At 70.9% G+C, this 23,750-nt stretch carries 20 protein-coding genes; 16 read left to right on the top strand and 4 right to left on the bottom strand.

All coding sequences use genetic code 11. The features are described 5' to 3' along the window. Positions 1 to 234 precede the first annotated feature (234 nt). Positions 235 to 648 (top strand): DUF3040 domain-containing protein, encoded by a 414-nt coding sequence (locus ASD48_RS01830; RefSeq protein ID WP_057599557.1) that lies wholly within the window; start codon positions 235 to 237, stop codon positions 646 to 648. A 273-nt stretch (positions 649 to 921) separates the two neighbouring features. On the opposite strand, the gene ASD48_RS01825 is transcribed toward ASD48_RS01830, so the two are convergent. The 4 genes from ASD48_RS01825 to ASD48_RS01810 all read right to left on the bottom strand — a co-directional run bounded on the left by ASD48_RS01825 (position 922) and on the right by ASD48_RS01810 (position 6,674). Then, complete coding sequence (locus ASD48_RS01825; RefSeq protein WP_057600950.1) at positions 922 to 3,444, bottom strand: DUF3488 and transglutaminase-like domain-containing protein; 2,523 nt, start codon at positions 3,442 to 3,444, stop codon at positions 922 to 924. Beyond that, positions 3,441 to 4,823, bottom strand: a complete 1,383-nt coding sequence (locus ASD48_RS01820) for a DUF58 domain-containing protein (protein WP_057599556.1) — start codon at positions 4,821 to 4,823, stop codon at positions 3,441 to 3,443. The genes ASD48_RS01825 and ASD48_RS01820 overlap by 4 nt, the downstream gene beginning before the upstream one ends. Continuing rightward, positions 4,823 to 5,857 (bottom strand): MoxR family ATPase, encoded by a 1,035-nt coding sequence (locus ASD48_RS01815; RefSeq protein WP_057599555.1) that lies wholly within the window; start codon positions 5,855 to 5,857, stop codon positions 4,823 to 4,825. The genes ASD48_RS01820 and ASD48_RS01815 overlap by 1 nt, the downstream gene beginning before the upstream one ends. A gap of 271 nt (positions 5,858 to 6,128) precedes the next feature. Then, a complete protein-coding gene (locus ASD48_RS01810; protein ID WP_057600949.1) occupies positions 6,129 to 6,674 on the bottom strand; it encodes a carbonic anhydrase in 546 nt (181 codons plus the stop codon). A 324-nt stretch (positions 6,675 to 6,998) separates the two neighbouring features. Here ASD48_RS01810 and rsmH point away from each other — a divergent pair, with 324 nt between their 5' ends. The 15 genes from rsmH to ASD48_RS01735 all read left to right on the top strand — a co-directional run bounded on the left by rsmH (position 6,999) and on the right by ASD48_RS01735 (position 23,748). After that, positions 6,999 to 7,955, top strand: a complete 957-nt coding sequence (rsmH, locus tag ASD48_RS01805; protein ID WP_079073567.1) for a 16S rRNA (cytosine(1402)-N(4))-methyltransferase RsmH — start codon at positions 6,999 to 7,001, stop codon at positions 7,953 to 7,955. A 45-nt stretch (positions 7,956 to 8,000) separates the two neighbouring features. Continuing rightward, positions 8,001 to 8,564, top strand: coding sequence for a septum formation initiator family protein (locus ASD48_RS01800; protein ID WP_057599553.1), 564 nt, complete (start codon positions 8,001 to 8,003; stop codon positions 8,562 to 8,564). A gap of 5 nt (positions 8,565 to 8,569) precedes the next feature. Further along, positions 8,570 to 10,537 (top strand): penicillin-binding protein 2, encoded by a 1,968-nt coding sequence (locus tag ASD48_RS01795; RefSeq protein WP_282438168.1) that lies wholly within the window; start codon positions 8,570 to 8,572, stop codon positions 10,535 to 10,537. A gap of 225 nt (positions 10,538 to 10,762) precedes the next feature. Further along, positions 10,763 to 12,286 carry a UDP-N-acetylmuramoyl-L-alanyl-D-glutamate--2,6-diaminopimelate ligase gene (locus ASD48_RS01790; RefSeq protein ID WP_057599551.1) on the top strand — a complete coding sequence of 508 codons (1,524 nt, stop codon included), beginning with the start codon at positions 10,763 to 10,765 and terminating at the stop codon, positions 12,284 to 12,286. A 4-nt stretch (positions 12,287 to 12,290) separates the two neighbouring features. Beyond that, on the top strand, positions 12,291 to 13,706 hold the full coding sequence (murF, locus tag ASD48_RS01785) for a UDP-N-acetylmuramoyl-tripeptide--D-alanyl-D-alanine ligase (RefSeq protein ID WP_057599550.1): 1,416 nt from the start codon (positions 12,291 to 12,293) through the stop codon (positions 13,704 to 13,706). Then, positions 13,703 to 14,776: a phospho-N-acetylmuramoyl-pentapeptide-transferase gene (mraY, locus tag ASD48_RS01780; protein ID WP_020129934.1), complete on the top strand. Its 1,074-nt coding sequence runs from the start codon at positions 13,703 to 13,705 to the stop codon at positions 14,774 to 14,776. The genes murF and mraY overlap by 4 nt, the downstream gene beginning before the upstream one ends. Next, entirely contained in the window at positions 14,758 to 16,185 is a 1,428-nt protein-coding gene (murD, locus tag ASD48_RS01775; RefSeq protein ID WP_057599549.1) for a UDP-N-acetylmuramoyl-L-alanine--D-glutamate ligase, read from the top strand. Before mraY ends, murD begins: the two co-directional genes overlap by 19 nt. 108 nt (positions 16,186 to 16,293) lie before the next feature. Then, entirely contained in the window at positions 16,294 to 17,658 is a 1,365-nt protein-coding gene (gene ftsW, locus ASD48_RS01770; protein ID WP_057599548.1) for a putative lipid II flippase FtsW, read from the top strand. A gap of 6 nt (positions 17,659 to 17,664) precedes the next feature. After that, positions 17,665 to 18,762, top strand: coding sequence for an undecaprenyldiphospho-muramoylpentapeptide beta-N-acetylglucosaminyltransferase (gene murG / locus ASD48_RS01765; RefSeq protein ID WP_057599547.1), 1,098 nt, complete (start codon positions 17,665 to 17,667; stop codon positions 18,760 to 18,762). 143 nt (positions 18,763 to 18,905) lie between these two features. Next, the gene (locus tag ASD48_RS01760) at positions 18,906 to 19,700 is read left to right on the top strand and encodes an FtsQ-type POTRA domain-containing protein (RefSeq protein WP_057599546.1); all 795 of its coding nucleotides are present in this window, start codon (positions 18,906 to 18,908) and stop codon (positions 19,698 to 19,700) included. Positions 19,701 to 19,977: 277 nt separating this feature from the next. After that, positions 19,978 to 21,180, top strand: a complete 1,203-nt coding sequence (ftsZ, locus tag ASD48_RS01755) for a cell division protein FtsZ (protein ID WP_057599545.1) — start codon at positions 19,978 to 19,980, stop codon at positions 21,178 to 21,180. Next, entirely contained in the window at positions 21,177 to 21,905 is a 729-nt protein-coding gene (gene pgeF, locus ASD48_RS01750; protein WP_057599544.1) for a peptidoglycan editing factor PgeF, read from the top strand. The genes ftsZ and pgeF overlap by 4 nt, the downstream gene beginning before the upstream one ends. A 6-nt stretch (positions 21,906 to 21,911) precedes the next feature. Next, a complete protein-coding gene (locus ASD48_RS01745) occupies positions 21,912 to 22,631 on the top strand; it encodes a YggS family pyridoxal phosphate-dependent enzyme (RefSeq protein ID WP_057599543.1) in 720 nt (239 codons plus the stop codon). A 128-nt stretch (positions 22,632 to 22,759) separates the two neighbouring features. Next, complete coding sequence (gene sepF, locus ASD48_RS01740; RefSeq protein ID WP_020129926.1) at positions 22,760 to 23,401, top strand: cell division protein SepF; 642 nt, start codon at positions 22,760 to 22,762, stop codon at positions 23,399 to 23,401. A gap of 62 nt (positions 23,402 to 23,463) precedes the next feature. Continuing rightward, positions 23,464 to 23,748 (top strand): YggT family protein, encoded by a 285-nt coding sequence (locus tag ASD48_RS01735; RefSeq protein ID WP_020129925.1) that lies wholly within the window; start codon positions 23,464 to 23,466, stop codon positions 23,746 to 23,748. The last annotated feature ends 2 nt before the right edge of the window (positions 23,749 to 23,750 follow it).

Here is a 23,750-nt window from a genome sequence, read left to right as displayed (position 1 = left end):
ATGGAGTACGCCACAGGCCCCCCGTTCGGGCGCAGTGCGCCGTATGATCGAGGGAGACCGCCCGGCATGACGGGTCGGCTCATGGGGAATGGAATCCTCAGCGAGCCGGGACGTCCATGACGGGCTCCGGTTGGCCAATTGGCGTAGAGGGGCGGGTTTCACGGGGGCGATTCCCTGCCTATCCTGAAGGGACCCCCCGGGTCGCCCCGGCGACTGCACGATGAGGAGGACTCCGTGCCGCTCTCGGAGCACGAGCAGCGCATGCTCGAGCAGATGGAGCGAGCGCTGTACGCCGAAGATCCCAAGTTCGCGTCGGCGCTCGAGGGAAGCGGGCTGCGTACGTACACCCGGCGGCGGGTCTACCAGGCGGTCGCAGGCTTCCTCGTGGGTATCGCGCTCCTCATGGCCGGTATGGTCGCCAAGCAGGTCTGGCTGAGCGTGATGGGCTTCCTCGTCATGCTGGGCTGCGCGGTTCTCGCCGTGACCGGCTGGCGCAAGGCGCCCAAGCCGGGCGAGCAACCCGCGGCAGGTGCCGCAGGAGCCCCGGGTACCCCGCACAGTCGTGGTCAGGGTCGGCAGAAGCGCTCGATGATGGACCGGATCGAGCAGCGCTGGCAGCGCCGCCGTGACGAGCAGGGCGGTCACTGACCGCAGCACCACCCCCGTGCGAAGAAACGTTGAGGGGGCGACCACCCGGCCGGGTGGTCGCCCCCTCAACGTTTCACCGCCCCAGCCGCACGCGTCCCCGGCTCTCGCCGAGTCGTCGCGGGCCGTAGGCGGTGTTCAGGTCGGATCGACCGTCGCTGGGACCCGGCTCGGGCCGACCACGACCCGCCTGGACGTCGGCTCAAACCGGTGCTCGGGCCCCGCTCGGGCCGAGCTCGGGTCCTCCTGGACGCCGGCTCGGCCCCTGGCCCTTCCTCAGCCGCCCTGCTCCTGGCTCCGCGGCCCGGACGGGCGGCGTACGAGAGTCGTCAGACGGGCCGCCCAGGACGCCTTGAGGGCCGTCCAGCGGTCGTTGAGGTCCCAGATCGCGCGGATGGCCGAACGCGGTGCCACGACGGCGCGCACGCGCGTGGTCCAGCCGACCCGCTCGCGCAGGGCCCCCCGTACCGTGCGGACGTCGTCGGCCAGACCGGCCTCGGCCCTGGGCTCCGGAGCGAACAGCACCTGCTCCACGGCGCCGGCGACCCGGTGGACCGAACGGCCCGCCGTCTCGTCGAGCTCCCCGATCCGGACGATCCGCGCGGCCGCGCGCCGTGGGGTCAGCGCGTCGTCCGGCTCGATGCCGTAGTCCCAGGCCGAGTCGGTGAGCTCGCGCCACACCGCCAGCACGTGCCCGACAGCCGCCTCACCTGCCTCCTGCGGCGGCACGTCCAGCAGCACCGCCGGACCGGGGTCGCCCGGCTGCCGGCCGTCCCCGCTCGCCCCGCCCTCCTTGCGCCGGCCCGGGGGTGGCCCGGCGGGCGAGGAGGCGGAGTGCTGGGCGGACGCCAGCCGCACCGCACGTCGTCTCACCCGCCACAGCATCGGCAGCAGCGGCAGGGCGAGCGCAGCCGCCCCCAGCAGCGTCCATCCGGCGATCGTGTACCAGGGGGTACCGCCACCGTCCAGCTCCGTCGGGTCCAGCGGCAGCGCGGCGGCGCAGCCCTCGAGCTTCTTGTCCTGGGCCGAGCAGCTGGTGCTCGCCGAGGGGGCGGCCGAAGGCGCCGCGTCCGCCGAGCGGGAGGCCTGCGGCAGGTCGGGAACGGTCTCGCCCGAACTGTCCGGCAGCGTGTACGTGGGCGTCGTGCCCCGGGTCGGGGTCGGCTCGAAACGGGTCCAGCCGACGCCCTCGAAGTACAGCTCCGGCCAGGCGTGCGCGTCCTTCAGGCCCACCGCCAGCGAACCGTCCGTCTGCGGGGAACCCGGTGCGAAGCCCACCGCGACCCGCGCGGGTATGCCCAGCGTGCGGGCCATCGCGGCCATCGCGAACGAGAAGTGGACGCAGAAGCCCTGCTTGTCCTCCAGGAAGCGGGCGATCGCGTTGGGGCCGCTGCCGACCTCGACCTCGGTGTCGTACTCGAAGCCGCCGGTCACCGCGAAGTAGTCCTGGAGCGCAACCGCCTTCTCGTAGTCGCTGGTGGCGCCCTTGGTGATCTCCCGGGCCTGCCGCGCCACCACCGCGGGGAGGGAGTCCGGGACCTTGGTGTAGGTGCTCTTCACGGAGCCGGGCGCCTCGGGCGCCGAGGCCAGCTGCTCCGCCGTCGGCTGCACATCGAGGCTCGTCACCTGGTACGTCTTGCCGCTGGTCTTCTGGCCGTGGTCGCCGACCAGGGTCATGCCGACCGGCTCGTACCGCCAGTTGCCCTTGATCTGCACGCTGCTGGGCGGGTAGGGCATCGGCAGCCAGTCCTGGCCGTAACCGGCGTCGGCCGCGATCCGGGTCGTGACCTCGGTGCGTTTGACGTCCTGACCCAGACCGGTGGGGGAGGGGAACTCGTCCGGCACGGCGATGATGTGACGCTTCGCCGGCTTCCACGTCGTGCCGTCGAAGTCGTCCAGCGACACGATCCGCAGGTACAGGTCCGAGATGTTGCTGGTGGTGGTCCGCAGGGTCAGGACCGTGCGGTCCTCGTCCACGTTCAGGCTGTCGCGCAGCGACACCAGCGGGTTGACCGCGGAGATCGTGCCCCCGCTGCCGTTGCCCGCGCCGACGCCGGTGCCCGCTCCGTCCAGCAGGCCGCCCTGTATCGCCGGCAGCGGCAGGAGCGGCACCACGAGGGCGACACCCAGCGCGGCCATGCCGATGCGGCGGCCGGTGCGCACCGGGGCCACCGGGCCGGCCTGTCCGCCCGGACCGCGCGGCGCCCCGCCGAAGACCCGGCCCCACTGCGAGAGCCGTTCCCGGCCCTCGGCGAGCAGCAGCATCAGATAGCCGGCCGCGGCGACCAGGAACCACAGCCAGTCGGTCACCCCCTCGGACAGGCCCGCGGCGACCGAGTACAGCGCCAGCAGCGGCAGGCCGGCCGGGGCCGCGTTGCGGTAGGTCACCGCGAGGGTGTCCACCGCCAGACCGATCACCAGCACCCCGCCGATCACCATCAGCCGGATGCCGTCGGACAGCGGGGCCGGGATCGCGTACCGCCCCACGTCGTCGGTGCCCGTCTGGAGCAGGTCACCGAAATGACGGAAGGCCTCCGGGCCGGGGATCAGACCGGCGAGGGCGTGCTCCCGGGCGAAGAGCAGGGTCAGCAGTACCAGCGTGACCAGGGTCTGGGCGGCCACGGTCAGCGGCCGGGCCAGCGGCACCCGCCGGGTCGCCGCGCCCACCCCGGACTGGACGGCCAGCAGGAAAGCGGCCTGGATGAGCCAGGTCGCCGGGGTGACGAGGGGCAGCAGGGCGCACGAGGCCATCAGCGTCGCCGCCGCCGAGCACAGCGTCAGTCGGGCCCGCCCGCTCATGACCATCCCTCCCCGCCGCTCGTCCCGCTCGTCGTCGTCACGCCCGCCCGCTCGCGGTCCGCCTGGCGCCACAGCTCGTTCAGCGGAGCGCCCCGCGGCACGCCGAGGGCCGTCCAGCCCGCCTCGCGCAGCATCCGCAGCCGCTCCTCCTGCCTGTTCATCGGATCGGAGGCGCCGTTCGGTTCACGCCCCCAGCTGTCGCCGTCCAGCAGGAAGGCGACCGCGCCCCCGCTGCGCTGGCGCATCTTCGCGGCCACCGCCGCCTGCTCCTCGTCGAGATCGCCGAGGAAGGCCACCAGCAGTCCCTCGTTGCCGCCGCGCAGCACGTCGTACGCCCGGGACAGGCCCGTGCCGTCGGAGTGGTCGACCACCGCCAGGGTGTCCATCATCAGCCCGGCCGCGTCCGCCGACTCCTGGCTCGCGCCCGCGAACCCGTCGGAGCCCTCACCGGGCACCGAGTTGCCGGTGTCCGTCAGCAGCCGCACCGAGAAGCCCCGCTCCAGCATGTGCACCAGCACGGACGCGGCGCCCGAGACCGCCCATTCGAAGGCGGAGTCCGGGCCCGCGCCCTGGTAGGACAGGGCCCGGGTGTCCAGCAGCACCGTGCAGCGGGAGCGTTGCGGCTGCTCCTCGCGGCGCACCATCAGCTCGCCGTAGCGGGCGGTCAGACGCCAGTGCACCCGGCGCAGGTCGTCGCCGTAGCGGTAGCCGCGCGGGATCACGTCGTCCTCGCCGGCCAGCGCCAGCGCGCGCTGCCGCCCGTCGCCGTACCCCTTGGCCTCGCCGCTCAGGCGGACCGGCGGCAGCGACTCCACGCGCGGGATCACGGTCAGCGTGTCGTAGGTGGAGAAGGCCCTGGTGAGTTCGCACATGCCGAAGGGGTCGCTCAGGCGCAGCTGGAGCGGACCGAGCGGGTAGCGGCCGCGCAGATCGGAGCGGACCCGGTAGGACACCTCGCGGCGGCCGCCCGCCTCGACCCGGTCCAGGACGAAGCGGGGGCGCGGACCGAGCACGTACGGCACCCGGTCCTGGAGCATCAGCAGGCCGGTGGGCAGCCGCGAGACGTTGTCCATCCGCAGGTGGACCCGGGCCTCGCTGCCGGCGGGCACCCGCGCTGGCGAGAGCCGGCGGCTGCCGGCGACCCGGTAGCGGGTGCGGTAGACGACGGCCGCGCAGATCAGCGGCAGCGCGGCCAGCAGCAGCCCGACCCGCAGCAGGTCGGGCTGTCCGAGCACATAGGCGCAGATGGCGGCCGCGATGCCGGCGGCGAGGAAGGAGCGGCCGCGGGTGGTCAGACCGGCCAGGGCCGTGCGCGCGCCGCCCTTCTCGCCCTTCTCCCCATGACCTGTGGACGGCTGCCCGGTCCCCCCGGCGGTCATCACAGCCTCCGCGACTGCTGCTGGCCGTACGCCTGTGCGCCGTGGCCGAGTCCGTAACCGTGCTGCTGGGGGCTCGCGGGCACCGAGGTGCGCTGGATGATCTCCTCGACGACCTGCTCCGCCGTGCGGCGGTTCAGCTGCGCCTGCGCGGTGGGCAGCAGACGGTGGGCCAGGACGGCCACGGCGAGGTTCTGGACGTCGTCCGGGAGCGCGTAGTCCCGGCCGCTGAGGGCGGCGGTCGCCTTGGCCGCGCGCACCAGGTGCAGCGTCGCGCGCGGGGAGGCGCCGAGTCTGAGGTCCGGGTGGGTGCGCGTGGCGGAGACCAGGTCGACCGCGTAGCGGCGGACGGAGTCGGCGACGTGGACACCGCGGACGGCGTCGATCAGCTTCACGATCTCGTGGGCGTGCGCGACCGGCTGGAGGTCGTCCAGCGGGCTGACCCCGCCGTGGACGTCGAGCATCTGCAGCTCGGCCTCCGGGCTCGGGTAGCCGATGGAGACACGGGCCATGAAACGGTCGCGCTGGGCCTCGGGCAGCGGGTAGGTGCCCTCCATCTCGACCGGGTTCTGGGTGGCCACCACCATGAAGGGACTGGGCAGCTCGTACGTCGTCCCGTCGATGGTGACCTGGCGCTCCTCCAGGGACTCCAGGAGCGCCGACTGCGTCTTGGGCGAGGCGCGGTTGATCTCGTCGCCGATCACGATCTGCGAGAAGATCGCGCCCGGCTTGAACTCGAATTCCCGGCGCTGCTGGTCCCAGATGGACACCCCGGTGATGTCCGAGGGCAGCAGGTCGGGCGTGAACTGGATACGGCGGACCGAGCAGTCGATGGACTTCGCCAGCGCCTTGGCCAGCATCGTCTTGCCGACGCCCGGCACGTCCTCGATCAGCAGATGCCCCTCGGCGAGGAGCACGGTCAGCGAAAGCCGTACGACCTCGGGCTTGCCCTCGATCACTCCCTCCACCGAACTGCGGACACGCTCCACAGTGGCGGTCAGATCTGTGAGGCTCGCTCGCTCGTCATAGGTCGTCACCCGGCCCTCCTCGGCCCAAAACTTTCTCCGGGCCGACGCTCTGTGCGGCAAACCGGCCCACCCCGAATCACGGACGCCGTGCACGAACTGCTCAGCGTGACGTCACACCCGCATTCTTGCTGCCGTTACCGATTCGTGTCACTCGCCTGTGGACAACTGTCCGCGATATGTCGGTGTTATGACCATTCGGGCGTCCGAGGTGCGGAAATCAACAGGGAAACGACAGGGAACGACGGCGTCCGTGAACGGTCGCACAGGGCCGCGGGAGCGGTTACGCGGGGTCGATCTCGCGCAGCAGGCCCGTCTTCACGTCGAACACGAAGCCGCGCACGTCGTCGGTGTGCAGGAGGAACGGGGAGGTGCGCACCCGCTGCATCGACTGGCGTACGTCCTGGTCGACGTCCCGGAAGGCCTCCACCGCCCAGGCCGGACGCTGGCCGACCTCCATCTCCAGCTCGGTGCGGAAGTCCTCGGTGATCGCCTCGAGGCCGCAGCCCGTGTGGTGGATGAGGACGACGCTGCGCGTGCCCAGCTTGCGCTGGCTGATGGTGAGCGAGCGGATCACGTCGTCGGTGACCACACCGCCGGCGTTGCGGATCGTGTGGCAGTCGCCGAGTTCGAGGCCGAGCGCCGCGTGCAGGTCGAGACGGGCGTCCATGCAGGCCACGACCGCGACGTGCAGAACGGGTCGGGCGTCCATGCCGGGGTCGGAGAAGGCCGCCGCGTACCGCTCGTTCGCCCCGACGAGACGGTCGGTGACGGTGTCGTCGGTTATGGCGCCTTCGGGCCGTGCGGGAACCGATGCAGAAGTCGTCATACCGATGACGGTACTGGTCACGTGCGTTCCGGGCCTGCTGTGAGAAGGGAAAAAGAGTGTCATCACGTGCTCTTTGTGAGGTAAGCCACAGAGGAGGCGCGGAGGGGGTCCCGTCGGGCCGCGCCGCGCAGGCCGGTTGATTGACCGCGAGACACCGTGGACTAAAGTGACGCGAAGCGGGAGGCGACGATCTCCCTGCTGGACTGAACCCCGTGAGACCCCGGCCCGGCCGCCGGAGATCTCCCCGCGGCGCCGGCAGGCCTTCCCTTCCTCAGGGGGCGGGGACCCGGCGATGCGTACACCCGCCGGATCTGAGAGGGCCCCTTGAGTCACAGTCGACACGTCCCGGTGATGCTCCAGCGGTGCCTGGACCTGTTGGCCCCCGCCCTCCAGCGGCCGGGATCGGTGGTGGTCGACTGCACGCTCGGCCTCGGCGGCCACAGCGAGGCCCTGCTGACGCAGTTCCCGGAGGTGCGGCTCGTCGCCCTCGACCGCGACAAGGAGGCGCTGCGCCTGTCCGGTGAGCGCCTCGCCCCGTTCGGCGACCGCGCCACCCTCGTGCACGCCGTCTACGACGAGCTGCCCGACGTACTGGACCGGCTCGGCATCGCGCGCGTGCAGGGCGTCCTGTTCGACCTCGGCGTGTCCTCCATGCAGCTCGACGAGGCCGACCGCGGCTTCGCCTACGCCCAGGACGCCCCGCTCGACATGCGGATGGACCAGACGACCGGTATCAGCGCGGCCGAGGTCCTCAACACGTACCCGCCCGGTGAACTGGTGCGGATCCTGCGGGCGTACGGCGAGGAGAAGCAGGCCAAGCGGATCGTCTCGGCGGTGGTGCGCGAGCGCGAGAAGGAGCCGTTCACCAACAGCGCGCGGCTCGTGGAGCTGATCCGCAACGCCCTTCCCCAGGCGGCCAAGCGCACGGGCGGCAACCCGGCCAAGCGCACCTTCCAGGCGCTGCGCATCGAGGTCAACGGCGAACTCTCCGTGCTGGAGCGGGCGATCCCGGCGGCGGTGGAGGCGATCGACGTGGGCGGGCGGATCGCCGTCCTGTCGTACCAGTCGCTCGAAGACCGGCTCGTGAAGCAGGTGTTCGCGGCCGGTGCCGCCAACACCGCGCCGCCCGGGCTGCCGGTCGTCCCCGAGCGCTACCAGCCCCGGCTCAAGCTGCTCACCCGCGGTGCCGAACTTCCCACCGAGGAAGAGATCGCCGAGAACCGGCGTGCCACCCCGGCGCGCCTGCGCGGGGCCGAGCGAATCAGGGAGTCCATCGAATGACGGGCGTGAGCCGAGGGTTCGGAATTCCGACCCGGGGGAGGGCGAGTGAGTAGGAAACCCGAACTGAAGGGGAGGGCTGCCCGGCTCGCACGGCTCTTCCCGGCCGGCCCGCGGCAGGCGGCCCGTACCCCGTTCGTCCTCCTCGTCGTCCTTCTCCTCGGCGGCGGGCTCATCGGACTGCTCGTGCTGAACTCCGCCCTCAGCGAGGGCTCGTTCAAGATGGACGACCTCCAGAAGGACACCAAGAGCCTCACCGACGAGGAGCAGGCGCTCCAGCGGGACATCGACTCCTACTCCGCCCCCGACGCCCTCCAGCGCCGTGCGCGCGAACTCGGCATGGTCCCCGGCGGAGACCCGGCCTTCCTGAACCCCGACGGCACCGTGAAGGGCGTCCCCTCACCCGCCGCCCAGCAGTCCCCGGAGGAGGCTCCGGCGGCCGTACGGCCGCCGGAGGCCATCCTGCTCTCCCGGACGGTCGAGGCGCCGTCGTCCTCGCCGAGCACCCCTTCCGAGCCGACCGAGGCCGAGCCGACCGAGCGGGCCGAGCCCGAGCCCCCGGCCCCGAGCGCCGCCCCGACCGAAGCCATCCCCGAGACCCCCGGCAGGTGACGGAAGTGTCCGACAGGGAACCGCCGCGCCGGCGCGTGCCCGGCCCCGCCCGGCCCTCCCGCCCCGTGTCCGCACAGCGGCGGCCGGGTCCCGGCGCCCGTCCCGCCCGCCGCCCGACCGCACCCGCTTCCCGTCCCGCGGCGCAGCGCGTCATCCGGCTCGGCAGCCCCCGTCCGCGCCTGCGGATGGTCGGCCTCGCGCTGGCCCTGGTGCTGATCGCGTTCGTCGTCCGTCTGCTCCAGGTGCAGGCCGTCGACGCGAGCGCCTACGCGGCCAAGGCCGAGCAGAACCGGTATGTCGGCCAGGTGCTGGCCGCCGAGCGGGGCGAGATCACCGACCGCGCCGGCGTGGCCTTCGCGACCAGCGTGGACGCCTACGACATCACGGCCGACCCCACGATGTTCACGCGCGCGCAGCTGAAGGTCGGCGACGCCCCCGAACAGGCGGCCGCGCTCCTCGCGCCGATCCTCGGCCAGGAGCAGTCCGCACTCGTCAAGAAGCTGCGGCCGAAGGACGCGGGCCTGCGCTACGTCAAACTGGCCGGCCGGCAGACCCCGCAGGTCTGGAAGCAGATCAAGGACCTGAGGTCCGCCCTGTCCACCAAGGCGGAGACGGACAAGTCCACCGTGAACGTCCTCGCCGGGGTCTTCTCCGTTCCCAGCAGCAAGCGCGTGTACCCCAACGGGAACCTCGCCGCCGGGATACTGGGCTGGGTCAACGCCGACGGCAAGGGCGGCGGCGGTGTCGAGCAGCAGCTGAACGCGACCCTGACCGGCAAGGACGGCAAGATCCGCTACGCCCAGTCCGGCGGCCGCCAGGTGCCCACCGTGGGATCCACCGAGACCCCCGCGGTGCCCGGCTCCGACGTCGAGCTGACGATCGACCGCGACATCCAGTGGGCCGCGCAGAACGCCATCACCGAGCAGGTGGAGAAGTCCCGGGCGGACCGCGGCTACGTCATCGTCCAGGACAACCGCACCGGCGAGATCCTCGCCATGGCCAACTCGCCCGGCTTCGACCCGGGCGACCTCTCGCAGGCCGACTCCGCGGACATGGGCAACGCCTCCGTCCAGGACGCCTACGAACCCGGCTCCACGGCCAAGGTCATGTCGATGGCCGCCGTGCTGGAGGAGAACGCCGCCACGCCGCTGACGCATGTCACCGTGCCCAACCGGCTGCACCGCGGCGACCGGCTCTTCCAGGACGACATCGACCACCCCACCTGGTATCTCACGCTCAACGGCGTGCTCGCCAAGTCCAGCAACATCGGCACCATCCTGGCCACCGGCCAGCTCGGCAAGACGCAGGCCCAGGCCAACCAGGTGCTCTACTCGTACCTGCGCAAGTTCGGCATCGGCAGCCACACCGGACTCGGCTTCCCCGGCGAGACGAAGGGCATCCTGGCCCAGCCCGGCAAGTGGTCGACCTCGCAGCAGTACACGATCCCCTTCGGCCAGGGCATGTCCCTCAACGCGCTCCAGGCGGCCTCCGTGTACTCCACGATCGCCAACGGCGGTGTCCGCGTCGAGCCCACCCTGGTGCGCGGCACCAAGGGCCCTGACGGGCGCTTCACCCCCGCCGAGGCGCCCGCGAAGACCCGGGTCGTCAGCCAGAAGACGGCGAAGACCCTCGCCCAGATGCTGGAGTCGGTCGTGGACGACCAGGAGGGCACGGGCGCCAAGGCGCGTATCCCCGGATACCGCGTCGCGGGCAAGACCGGTACCGCCAACCGGGTCGACCCGGCCACCGGTACCTACAAGGGCTACACCTCCTCGTTCGCCGGGTTCGCGCCCGCCGACAACCCCCGGGTCACCGTGTACTGCGCCATCCAGAACGCCACCAAGGGCAGCTACTTCGGCGGCCAGATCTGTGGTCCCGTCTTCAAGCAGGTCATGGAGTTCGCCCTGAAGACCCTCCAGATCCCACCGACCGGCGCCAAGGCCGCGAGCCTCCCGGTCTCCTTCACTCCCTGACCGTCCCGCACCGCCCGCCTCCGACCCCCGCCCCCGTCACTGTTCAGCGCCGAACAAGCCAGGAACCAGCCCGTGACCATGATCACTCCCGACCCCGGGAACCCCGCACCGCCCGTATCGCCGGCCGCGGCCCGGCCCTCGCTTCGCCCGCAGGCGGGTACGCCCGGTACGCTCACCGCCGTGCCACACGCTGATCAGTCCCAAACCCCCCAGAAGGGCGCTTCCGTGACATATCCGGGACCGCCGCGACCGGTTCAGGTCTCCGCCACACCCCTCGCGGAGCTCGCCGATCAGCTGGGTGCCGAGCAGCCGGGAAGCGCCGCCGTCGAGGTCACGGGCATCACCCACGACTCGCGCGCGGTCCGCCCCGGCGACCTGTACGCAGCCCTGCCGGGAGCCCGCCTGCACGGCGCCGACTTCGTGACCCAGGCCGCGGGCCTGGGCGCGGTCGCCGTCCTGACCGATCCCACCGGCGCGGAACGCGCCGCCGCGACGGGCCTGCCGGTCCTGGTGGTCGACGACCCGCGCGGAGGGATGGGCGAACTGGCGGCCACGATCTACGGCGCCCCGGGCCGCGACCTGCTCCAGATCGGCATCACCGGGACCTCCGGCAAGACCACCACCGCGTATCTCATGGAGGGCGGCCTCAGGCCGGTCAGGTCGACCGGGCTGATCGGCACCGTCGAGATGCGCATCGGCGACGAGCGGATCAAGTCCGAGCGCACCACCCCCGAAGCCACCGACCTCCAGGCGCTGTTCGCGGTCATGCGCGAGCGCGGTGTCGAGGCGGTCGCCATGGAGGTTTCCAGCCACGCCCTGGTCCTCGGCCGGGTCGACGGCTGCGTCTTCGACATCGCCGTCTTCAACAACCTCAGCCCGGAACACATGGAGTTCCACTCCGGCATGGAGGACTACTTCCAGGCCAAGGCACAGCTGTTCACCCGGAAACGCAGCAAACTCGGCGTGGTCAACTTCGACGACGAGTACGGTCGCCGCCTGATCCGGGAGGCGGAGGTCCCGGTCGTCAGCTTCTCCGCCGAGGGCGACCCGGACGCCGACTGGCGCGCGGTCGACGTCGAGATCGGTCCGCTGGACTCGACGTTCACCGTCGTGGGCCCGGACGGGGTGCGGGTCGCCGCAAGGGCGCCGCTGCCGGGTTCCTTCAACGTGGCGAACACCCTCGCCGCGATCGTCGCCCTCGCCGTCGCCGGCATCGACCCGCGGACCGCCGCCGACGGTGTCGCCGCGGTACCGGGCGTGCCGGGCCGGCTGGAGCGCGTGGACGCCGGGCAGCCCTACCTCGCGGTCGTCGACTACGCCCACAAGACGGACGCCGTCGAGTCGGTCCTGAAGGCGCTGCGCAAGGTCACCAAGGGCCGGCTGCACGTCGTCCTCGGCTGCGGCGGCGACCGGGACCGCACCAAGCGCGTCCCGATGGGCGCCGCGGTGGCCCGGCTCGCCGACACCGCCGTACTCACCTCCGACAACCCCCGCTCCGAGGACCCCCTCGCGATCCTCGCGACGATGCTCCAGGGCGCGGCGTCCGTGCCCGCGCACGAGCGCGGTGAGGTCCTGCTGTTCGAGGACCGGGCCGCCGCGATCGCCGCGGTCGTCGGCCGCGCGCACGCCGGGGACACCGTGCTGGTCGCGGGCAAGGGCCACGAGCAGGGCCAGGACATCGCCGGGGTGGTCCGTCCGTTCGACGACCGCCAGGTGCTTCGCGAAGCTATCCAGCAGACCCAGGGATGAACTTGTGATCGCCCTCTCCCTCGCCGAGATCGCAGCAGTCGTCGGCGGGCAGACCCACGACATACCGGATCCGTCCGCTGAAGTCACCGGACCCGTCGTCCGGGACTCCCGCGAGGTGGTGCCCGGCAGCCTCTTCGTCGCCTTCGTCGGCGAACGCGTCGACGGCCACGACTACGCGGCCCAGGTCGTCGAGGCGGGCGCGGCGGCCGTACTGGCCTCGCGCCCCGTCGGCGTCCCCGCGATCGTCGTGGACGACGTCCAGACGGCGCTGGGCGCCCTCGCCCGGCACGTCGTACGCAAGCTCGGCGCGACCCTCGTCGCGCTCACCGGCTCGGCCGGCAAGACCAGCACCAAGGACCTCATCGCGCAGGTCCTGCGGCGCAAGGCGCCCACCGTCTTCACACCGGGCTCGCTCAACAACGAGATCGGGCTGCCCCTGACCGCCCTGTCCGCGACCGGGGAGACGAAGTTCCTCGTGCTCGAGATGGGCGCCCGCGGGATCGGCCACATCCGCTACCTCGCCGATCTGACGCCCCCGAAGATCGGCCTCGTCCTCAACGTCGGCACCGCGCACATCGGCGAGTTCGGCGGCCGCGAACAGATCGCACAGGCAAAGGGCGAGCTCGTCGAGAGCCTGCCGCCGGCCGATCAGGGCGGCGCCGCGATCCTCAACGCCGACGACCCGTTGGTACGGGCCATGGCCTCCCGTACGAAGGCGAAGGTGGTCTTTTTCGGAGAGTCCGACGAAGCGGACGTACGCGCCGAGAACGTGCGACTCACGGACAGCGGACAGCCCTCCTTCAGCCTTCACACACCCTCCGGGTGCAGCGACGTGACCATGCGCCTGTACGGTGAGCACCACGTGTCGAACGCGCTCGCAGCGGCCGCCGTCGCCCATGAGCTGGGCATGTCCGCGGAAGAGATCGCCACCGCGCTCTCCGAGGCGGGCTCCCTCTCCCGCTGGCGGATGGAGGTCACGGAGCGCCCGGACGGCGTGACGATCGTCAACGACGCCTACAACGCGAACCCCGAGTCCATGCGAGCCGCTCTGCGCGCGCTCGCGGCCATGGGCAAGGGGGGCCGGACGTGGGCGGTGCTCGGCAAGATGGCCGAGCTCGGGGACGAGGCGCTCGCCGAGCACGACGCGGTCGGACGGCTCGCCGTCCGGCTCAATGTCGGCAAGCTCGTCGCGGTCGGGGGCAGGGAAGCCGCCTGGCTGCAACTGGGCGCATATAACGAGGGTTCGTGGGGTGAGGAGTCGGTGCACGTGTCCGACGCACAGGCGGCGGTCGACCTGTTGCGCAGCGAGTTGCGCCCGGGGGACGTCGTACTCGTGAAGGCGTCCCGTTCGGTCGGCCTCGAGAGCGTCGCGCAGGCGTTGCTCGCGACCGGCACCGAGGGTGAGGTCGCGGCCCGATGATGAATCAGATCCTGTTCGCGGGTGTGATCGGCCTCTTCCTGACGCTGGTCGGTACGCCGCTGCTGATCAAGCTGCTGGCGCGCAAGGGCTACGGCCAGTACATCCGCGACGACGGCCCGCGCGAGCACGCCAGCAAGCGCGGTACGCCGACCATGGGCGGCATCGCCTTCATCTTCGCGACGATCGCCGCGTACTTCCTGTCCAAGGTGATCACCGGCAAGCCCCCGACCTACTCGGGTCTGCTGGTGCTCGGCCTGATGACGGGCATGGGTCTGGTCGGCTTCCTCGACGACTACATCAAGATCGTCAAGCGTCGTTCGCTGGGTCTGCGGGCCAAGGCGAAGATGGCCGGCCAGCTGATCGTCGGTATCGCCTTCGCGGTGCTCTCGCTGCAGTTCTCCGACTCGCGCGGCAACACCCCGGCCTCAACGAAGCTGTCGTTCATCACGGACTTCGGCTGGACGATCGGCCCGGTGCTGTTCGTCGTCTGGGCGCTGTTCATGATCCTCGCGATGTCCAACGGCGTGAACCTGACGGACGGCCTGGACGGCCTCGCCACCGGCGCTTCCGTCCTCGTCTTCGGCGCCTACACGTTCATCGGCGTCTGGCAGTTCCAGGAGTCCTGCGCCAACGGCGAGACCCTGACCAACCCCAGCGCCTGTTACGAGGTACGCGATCCGCTGGACCTCGCGGTCATCGCGTCCGCGCTGATGGGCGCCTGCCTCGGCTTCCTGTGGTGGAACACCTCGCCGGCCAAGATCTTCATGGGCGACACCGGTTCGCTGGCGCTCGGCGGTGTGCTCGCGGGCCTCGCGATCTGCTCCCGCACCGAGCTGCTGATCGCCCTCCTGGGCGGCCTGTTCGTGCTGATCACCATGTCGGTGGTCATCCAGGTCGGCTCCTTCAAGCTCACCGGCAAGCGGGTCTTCCGGATGGCGCCACTCCAGCACCACTTCGAACTCAAGGGCTGGTCCGAAGTCCTGGTGGTGGTCCGTTTCTGGATCATCCAGGGCATCTGTGTGATCGTCGGACTGGGCATCTTCTACGCGGGATGGGCAGCGGACAAGTGACCGACTGGCAGGGGAAGAACGTCACCGTCGCCGGGCTCGGCGTCTCCGGCATCCCGGCGGCCAAGGTGCTGCACGGGCTCGGCGCGAAGGTCACCGTCGTCAACGACGGAGACGACGCACGCGCGCGTGAGCAGGCCGCCGAGCTGCAGGCACTGGGCGTCACCGTGCGCCTCGGTGACGGGGCGACCCTGCCCGAGGGCACCGAACTCATCGTCACCGCACCCGGCTGGAAGCCCGACAAGCCGCTGTTCACGGCGGCCCACGCGGCCGGGGTGCCGGTCTGGGGCGATGTCGAACTCGCCTGGCGGCTCAGGGAACTGGACGGCCGCAAGGCCGCCCCCTGGCTGTGCGTCACCGGCACCAACGGCAAGACGACCACCACCCAGATGCTGGCGTCCATCCTGAAGGCGGCCGGGCTGCGCACGGCGGCCGTCGGCAACATCGGCGTCTCCCTGCTGGACGCCGTCCTCGGCGAGGAGCCGTACGACGTCCTCGCCGTGGAGCTCTCCAGCTACCAGCTGCACTGGGCCCCCTCGCTGCGCGCCCACTCGGCCGCCGTCCTGAACCTCGCCCCCGACCACCTCGACTGGCACGGCTCCATGGAGGCGTACGCCAGGGACAAGGGCCGTGTCTACGAGGGCAATCAGGTCGCCTGCGTCTACAACGTCGCCGACAAGGCCACCGAGGACCTGGTGCGGGAGGCGGACGTCGAGGAGGGCTGCCGAGCGATCGGCTTCACCCTCGCCGCCCCCGCGCCGTCCCAACTCGGCGTCGTGGACGGCATCCTGGTCGACCGCGCCTTCGTGGAGAACCGGCAGCAGAACGCGCAGGAGCTCGCCGAGGTCTCCGACGTCCGCCCGCCGGCCCCGCACAACATCGCCAACGCCCTTGCCGCGGCGGCCCTCGCACGCGCCTTCGGGGTGCCGGCCAAGGCCGTACGGGACGGCCTGCGAGCCTTCACGCCGGACGCCCACCGCATCGCCCACGTGGCGGACGTGGACGGCGTCGCGTACATCGACGACTCCAAGGCGACCAACACGCACGCGGCGGAAGCCTCGTTGGCGGCCTACGAGTCGATCGTCTGGATCGCGGGCGGACTGGCGAAGGGCGCCACCTTCGACGAGCTGGTCGCCAAGTCGGCGAAGCGGCTTCGCGCGGTGGTGCTCATCGGCGCGGATCGCGCCCTGATCCGTGAAGCCCTGGCGCGACACGCCCCGGAAGTACCCGTCGTCGACCTCGAGCGGACGGACACTGGGGCGATGCTCGCGGCTGTCCAGGAGGCTCGGCGCCTCGCCGTCGAAGGCGACACGGTGCTCCTCGCCCCGGCCTGCGCCTCCATGGACATGTTCGTCAACTACAACCAGCGCGGTGACATGTTCGCCCAGGCGGTTGGCGAACTCGGAACCTGACCCGGCCGCCTGCCGGGCGACCTTGGGAGGGACGCGTGGGACCGTCACGGCCGACGTACGGCGCGGCAGCCGAGTACAGCGGCTGCGCCGCGCACCCGGGAGCAGCGGATGCCCGGTAGCCGTACCGGGCGTCCGCCTGTCCAGCGGACCGTCCGCAGACCCGCGACAGCCTCCCGCCCGCTCCGCGACAACCCCGTACGACGGCTCCGCACGCGTGCGCAGAAGGCCTGGGACCGGCCGCTGACCGCGTACTACCTGATCTTCGGCGGCAGCCTGCTGATCACCGTCCTGGGCCTCGTGATGGTCTACTCGGCCTCGCAGATCACCGCGCTGCAGATGTCGTTGCCGGGATCGTTCTTCTTCCGCAAACAGTTCCTGGCCGCCTCCATCGGGGCCGCACTGCTGCTGGTGGCCTCCCGGATGCCGGTGAAGCTGCACCGGGGGCTCGCCTACCCGATCCTCGCGGGAGCCGTCTTCATGATGGCGCTCGTGCAGGTCCCGGGGATAGGGATGTCGGTCAACGGCAACCAGAACTGGATCTCGCTCGGCGGCTCCTTCCAGATCCAGCCCAGCGAGTTCGGCAAGCTCGCGCTGGTGCTCTGGGGTGCCGATCTGCTCGCCCGCAAACAGGACAAGAAGCTGCTCGCACAGTGGAAGCACATGCTGGTTCCGCTGGTGCCGGTCGCGTTCATGCTGCTCGGGCTGATCATGCTCGGCGGCGACATGGGCACGGCGATCATCCTGACGGCGATCCTGTTCGGGCTCCTGTGGCTGGCGGGGGCGCCCACGCGGCTCTTCGTCGGGGTGCTGTCGATCGCGGCGACCCTCGGTGTGATCCTTATCAAGACCAGCCCCAACCGGATGGCCCGCCTGCAGTGCATCGGCGCGACCGACCCCGGCCCCGGCGACGCCTGCTGGCAGGCCGTGCACGGGATCTACGCCCTGGCCTCCGGCGGGATCTTCGGCTCCGGGCTCGGTGCGAGTGTGGAGAAATGGGGCCAACTCCCCGAAGCGCACACCGACTTCATCTTCGCCGTCACCGGCGAGGAACTGGGTCTCGCGGGGACGCTGTCGGTACTCGCCCTGTTCGCGGCTCTAGGCTATGCGGGTATCCGCGTGGCCGGACGCACGGAGGACCCCTTCGTGAGGTATGCCGCGGGAGGCGTGACCACCTGGATCACCGCTCAGGCGGTGATCAACATCGGTGCGGTGCTCGGCCTGCTGCCGATCGCCGGCGTCCCGCTCCCGCTGTTCTCCTACGGGGGTTCCGCCCTGCTGCCGACCATGTTCGCCATCGGGCTGCTGATCGCTTTCGCACGCGACGAGCCCGGTGCGCGGGCGGCGCTTGCGATGCGGCACCCCCGCTTTGGTAGAAAGCGGGGGGCTGGGGGCCCCGCTTTCGACCGGGGCCCCCGGAGATGGAACACGATGCGACGGCGTGCCTCGGCGGCGCGTTCGTCCGGAGAGCGGTGAATTTCGGTGCATGTCGTACTCGCTGGTGGGGGGACCGCCGGCCACATCGAGCCCGCGCTCGCCCTCGCGGACGCCCTGCGCAGGCAGGACCCCACTGTGGGGATCACGGCACTGGGCACGGAGCGCGGTCTGGAGACCACGCTCGTTCCGCAGCGGGGCTACGACCTCGCGCTGATCCCCGCCGTCCCGCTGCCGCGCAAGCCCACCCCCGAACTGATCACCGTCCCGGGCCGGCTGCGCGGCACGATCAAGGCCGCCGAGCAGATCCTGGAGCGCACCAAGGCGGACGCGGTCGTCGGCTTCGGCGGTTACGTGGCGCTGCCCGGCTATCTGGCCGCCAAGCGCCTCGGCGTCCCGATCGTCGTCCACGAGGCGAACGCCCGCCCCGGCCTGGCGAACAAGATCGGCTCGCGCTACGCGGCCCGGGTCGCCGTCTCCACGCCCGACAGCAAGCTGCGGGACGCCCGCTACATCGGCATCCCGCTGCGCCGCTCCATCGCCACCCTGGACCGCGCGGCCATGCGCCCCGAGGCCCGGCACATGTTCGGGCTCGACCCGAACCTGCCCACGCTGCTGGTCTCCGGCGGTTCGCAGGGCGCCCGCCGCCTCAACGAGGTCGTCCAGCAGGTCGCGCCCTGGCTCCAGCAGGCCGGTATCCAGATCCTGCACGCGGTCGGCCCGAAGAACGAACTGCCGCAGGTGCAGCAGATGCCGGGGATGCCCCCCTACATCCCGGTACCGTACGTGGACCGGATGGACCTCGCGTACGCCGCCGCCGACATGATGCTCTGCCGCGCGGGCGCGATGACCGTCGCCGAACTCTCCGCCGTCGGGCTGCCGGCCGCCTACGTCCCGCTGCCCATCGGCAACGGCGAACAGCGGCTGAACGCCCAGCCGGTGGTCAAGGCGGGCGGCGGACTGCTGGTCGACGACGCGGAACTGACCCCCGAGTGGGTCCGGGAGACCGTCCTGCCCGTCCTCGCCGACCCGCACCGGCTGTACGAGATGTCCCGCGCCGCCAGCGAGTTCGGCCGCCGGGACGCCGACGACCTGCTCGTCGGCATGGTGTACGAGGCGATCGCCGCCAGTCGTGCACGCCGTTAGGTAACGCGTCGGCTAGTGAGCCGAAGGGGCCCGTCCGTGTCGGGAGGCCGAGCCCGCGCAGGCCCGAAGGGCCGGGCGCGGCCGGGCTCTCGGCAGCGGCTGTGGCGCCCCGGAGGTGAACCGGGCCAGGAAAGGGAGTGTGCGTGGCCGGATCCGCCACCGCCGAGCGCGGTGCACGCCAGCAGGAGTCGTCCGGCCCGCCCCTCGTCCGGTGGTTGGGGCCGCGCCGGCTTCGTACGATCATCATTCTCGCGCTGGCCGTCGTGCTCCTCGGCGCGGGCACCGGCTGGGTGCTCTACGGCTCGCAGTGGCTGCGCGTGGAGCGGGTCTCCGTCTCCGGCACGAAGGTGCTGACGCCGCCGCAGGTGCGCGAAGCCGCCGCCGTACCGGTCGGATCGCCGTTGGTCTCGGTCGACATCGACGCGATCGAGGCGCGGCTGCGTACGGAATTGCCCCGAATTCACTCGGTCGACGTGGTGCGTTCGTGGCCCCATGGAATCGGCCTGAAAGTGACAGAGCGTACGCCGGTTCTGCTCGTGCAAAAGGGGTCGAACTTCGTGGAAGTGGACGACGAAGGCGTCCGTTTCGCCACGGTTTCCGAGGCTCCGAAAGGTGTCCCGATGCTGGAAATGGCCGTCACCTCGTCGCGTTCGGCCGCGGCGAGCCTGCGCCGCTTCGGCGAGGCCGGGCTGGTGCGGGAGGCGGTGAAGGCGGCCGGTTCCCTGCCCGCCGGGGTCGCGCGGGCCACCCGGGTCGTCAAGGTCCGTTCCTACGACGACATCTCGCTCGAGCTGAGCGGCGGTCGCACGGTCGCGTGGGGAAGTGCCGAGAAGGCCGCGGCGAAGGGTCGTACACTCACCGCTCTCATGAAAGCCGCCCCGACCGCGCGGCACTTCGATGTCAGCGCTCCCACCGCCCCTGCGTCAGCGGGGAGTTGACGCACGTACGCGCAGGCCAGCACCCTGGTTGGGCAGTGACACGCCTGATCACATAGGGTGAAAAGAAAAACGGGAGGTTCGGCGTGTTCGTTGAACGGGCGCCACTTGTCGACTTAGTGTCCTGTTCAGAAGACTCCAAGGAACAGACACACTGGTAACCCTAAACTTCAGCGTTAGGGTTCGGGTCGGCGAAACGGACCGCCCCATTCGGCATCAGTCGTCGGATCGCATCACCTGCGAGGCGACGACACGTAACTCGAGGCGAGAGGCCTTCGACGTGGCAGCACCGCAGAACTACCTCGCAGTCATCAAAGTCATCGGTGTCGGCGGCGGTGGTGTCAATGCCATCAACCGGATGATCGAGGTCGGTCTCAAGGGCGTCGAGTTCATCGCCATCAACACCGACGCGCAGGCGCTGTTGATGAGCGACGCCGACGTCAAGCTCGACGTCGGTCGTGAACTCACGCGCGGACTCGGCGCCGGCGCCAACCCGGCCGTGGGCCGCAAGGCCGCCGAGGACCACCGCGAGGAGATCGAGGAGGTCCTCAAGGGGGCCGACATGGTCTTCGTGACGGCCGGAGAGGGTGGCGGCACCGGCACCGGCGGCGCGCCCGTCGTGGCCAACATCGCGCGCAACCTCGGCGCCCTCACCATCGGCGTGGTCACCCGCCCCTTCACCTTCGAGGGCCGGCGCCGCGCCAACCAGGCCGAGGACGGCATCGCCGAACTCCGCGAAGAGGTCGACACCCTCATCGTCATCCCCAACGACCGACTGCTCTCCATCTCCGACCGCCAGGTCTCGGTCCTCGACGCCTTTAAGTCGGCCGACCAGGTCCTGCTCTCCGGTGTCCAGGGCATCACCGACCTCATCACCACCCCCGGTCTGATCAATCTCGACTTCGCCGACGTGAAGTCGGTCATGTCCGAGGCCGGTTCGGCCCTCATGGGCATCGGCTCGGCCCGTGGCGACGACCGCGCGGTTGCCGCCGCCGAGATGGCGATCTCCTCGCCGCTCCTGGAGGCCTCGATCGACGGCGCCCGGGGCGTCCTGCTCTCCATCTCCGGTGGCTCCGACCTCGGCCTGTTCGAGATCAACGAGGCCGCCCAGCTGGTCAGCGAGGCCGCGCACCCCGAGGCCAACATCATCTTCGGTGCGGTCATCGACGACGCCCTCGGCGACGAGGTGCGGGTCACGGTCATCGCGGCCGGCTTCGACGGGGGCCAGCCCCCGGCCCGCCGGGAGACCGTCATGGGCTCGTCCTCGTCCTCGGCGCGACGCGAGGAGCCCACTCCGGTACGGCAGCAGCAGCCCGAGAGCCGGCCGTCCTTCGGCTCGCTCGGCAGCGTGACCCCCAAGGAGGACCCGCAGCCGGCGCCGGAGCCGGTGGCCGACCTTCCGGTCTCGCCGCCGGTGCCACCGTCGCGGTCCTACTCGGACAGCGCGGCCGAGGAGCTGGACGTGCCGGACTTCCTGAAGTGATAGGACAGCGCGAGAGCGTGAGCGGCGCGCACTTCGCCTTCACCGACCGGTGGGGCGGGGTGAGCGCCGCTCCGTATGAGGAGCTCAACCTCGGCGGAGCGGTCGGTGACGACCCCGACGCCGTACGCGTCAATCGTGAACTGGCGGCCAAGTCGCTGGGCCTGGACCCCGCACTGGTCGTCTGGATGAACCAGGTGCACGGCAACGACGTCGCCGAGGTCGACGGACCGTGGACCACCGGGCTCACCCCGCCGGTCGACGCTCTGGTGACCGCGACCCGTGGGCTCGCCCTCGCCGTGCTGACGGCGGACTGCGTGCCCGTCCTGCTCGCCGACCCGGTCGCCGGGGTGGTCGCGGCCGCCCACGCCGGGCGGCCCGGCATGGTCAAGGGGATCGTGCCGGCGGCCGTCGACGCGATGGAGTCGCTCGGCGCCGAGCCCTCCCGGATCGTCGCCCGCACCGGACCCGCCGTGTGCGGGCGGTGCTACGAGGTGCCGGAGTCGATGCGTGCCGAGGTGGCCGCCGTCGAGCCGGCGGCGAGCGCCGAGACGAGCTGGGGCACCCCCGCCGTCGACGTGATCGCCGGGGTGCACGCGCAGCTCGACCGGCTCGGGGTGCACGACCGGGAGCGGTCGCCGGTGTGCACACGGGAGTCGAACGATCACTTCTCGTATCGCCGCGACCGCTCCACGGGGCGACTCGCGGGATATGTCTGGCTGGACTGATGGGGCATGACGGACCGTAAGCATGAACTCGCCGCAAACCTGGCGAAGGTGGAGGAGCGGATCACCGCCGCCTGTGTGGCCGCGGGCCGCGCGCGGGAGGAGGTGACCCTGATCGTGGTCACCAAGACCTACCCGGCGAGCGATGTGCGGCTCCTGTCGGAACTCGGTGTGCGCCATGTCGCCGAGAACAAGGACCAGGACGCGGCGCCCAAGGCGGCCGAGTGTGCCGGACTGCCGTTGCGGTGGCACTTCGTCGGCCAGTTGCAGACCAACAAGGTCCGCTCCGTGGTCGGTTACGCGGATGTGGTGCAGTCCGTCGACCGGGCCCGGCTGGTGACGGCCCTGTCGAAGGAGGCCGTGCGGGCCGGGCGTGAGGTGGGCTGCCTGGTGCAGGTGGCCCTCGACGCCGGGGCCGGCGAGCGGGGTGAGCGGGGCGGTGTGGCCCCGGGCGGCGTCGAGGAGTTGGCCGCTCTGGTCGACGGCTCGCCGGGGCTGAGGCTTGACGGACTGATGACCGTCGCACCTCTGACCGGGGAGTACGCGGGGCGCCAACGTGAGGCCTTCGGGCGGTTGATGGATTTGTCGACTGACCTGCGCCGAGCCCATCCGGCTGCGAACATGGTGTCGGCAGGGATGAGTGCGGACCTCGAGGATGCCGTGGCGGCCGGAGCGACACATGTACGCGTCGGCACTGCGGTACTCGGAGTCCGCCCCAGGCTCGGGTAACGTCGCCAGGAAGTCGGACCACAGCAGAAAATATGGTCATTACCGCCGAAGGGCGGACACAAGGGCCACGTGGATCGCGGGACTTGGCAGTTGAAAGTCGATCCACCACAGAGCGGAGGACTCAGAGAATGGCCGGCGCGATGCGCAAGATGGCGGTCTACCTCGGCCTCGTGGAGGACGATGGGTACGACGGCCGGGGATTCGACCCCGACGACGACTTCGAACCCGAGCTCGACCCGGAGCCCGAGCGGGACCACCGGCGACACGAGCCGTCCCACCAGTCACATGGTGCGCATCAGTCCCAAAGGGACGAAGAGGTGCGAATCGTGCAGCCACCGGCGCCGCGTGAGCCGGTGGCTCGTTCCGCTTCGCTAGGCGCGGAATCCGGGCGTCCGGCGCGCATCGCGCCCGTGGCATCCATCACACAAGAACGTCAGTCCCTGGAGAAGAACGCACCGGTGATCATGCCCAAGGTCGTGTCGGAACGAGAGCCGTACCGGATCACCACGCTTCACCCCCGGACCTACAACGAGGCCCGTACCATCGGGGAACACTTCCGTGAGGGCACCCCGGTGATCATGAATCTGACTGAGATGGATGACACAGACGCGAAGCGACTTGTCGACTTTGCGGCGGGTTTGGTGTTTGGTCTTCACGGCAGCATCGAGCGGGTGACGCAGAAGGTGTTCCTGTTGTCGCCTGCTAACGTCGATGTCACGGCGGAGGACAAGGCCCGCATCGCAGAGGGCGGGTTCTTCAACCAGAGCTGAGACGCTCGACCGGAAACGGCAGTACAGAGAAGCACGGAACAGGGGAGAGGGAAGCACCGAACATGAGCGTGGTCCTGGATGTCGTCTACATCGCGCTGATGGTCTTCCTCATCGTGCTCATCTTCCGACTGGTCATGGACTACGTCTTCCAGTTCGCCCGCTCATGGCAGCCCGGCAAGGCGATGGTGGTCGTTCTGGAGGCCACCTACACTGTCACCGATCCACCGCTCAAGCTTCTTCGGCGGGTCATCCCGCCGTTGCGTCTCGGGGGCGTGGCGCTCGACCTGTCCTTCTTCGTACTGATGATCATCGTCTACATCCTGATCTCGATCGTGAGTCGGCTGTGAGC

Source organism: Streptomyces sp. Root1310 (assembly GCF_001426425.1).
Lineage (GTDB): Bacteria > Actinomycetota > Actinomycetes > Streptomycetales > Streptomycetaceae > Streptomyces.
Note: the sequence above shows the minus strand (reverse complement) of the source record. Positions and strands in the feature narration are given on the sequence as shown.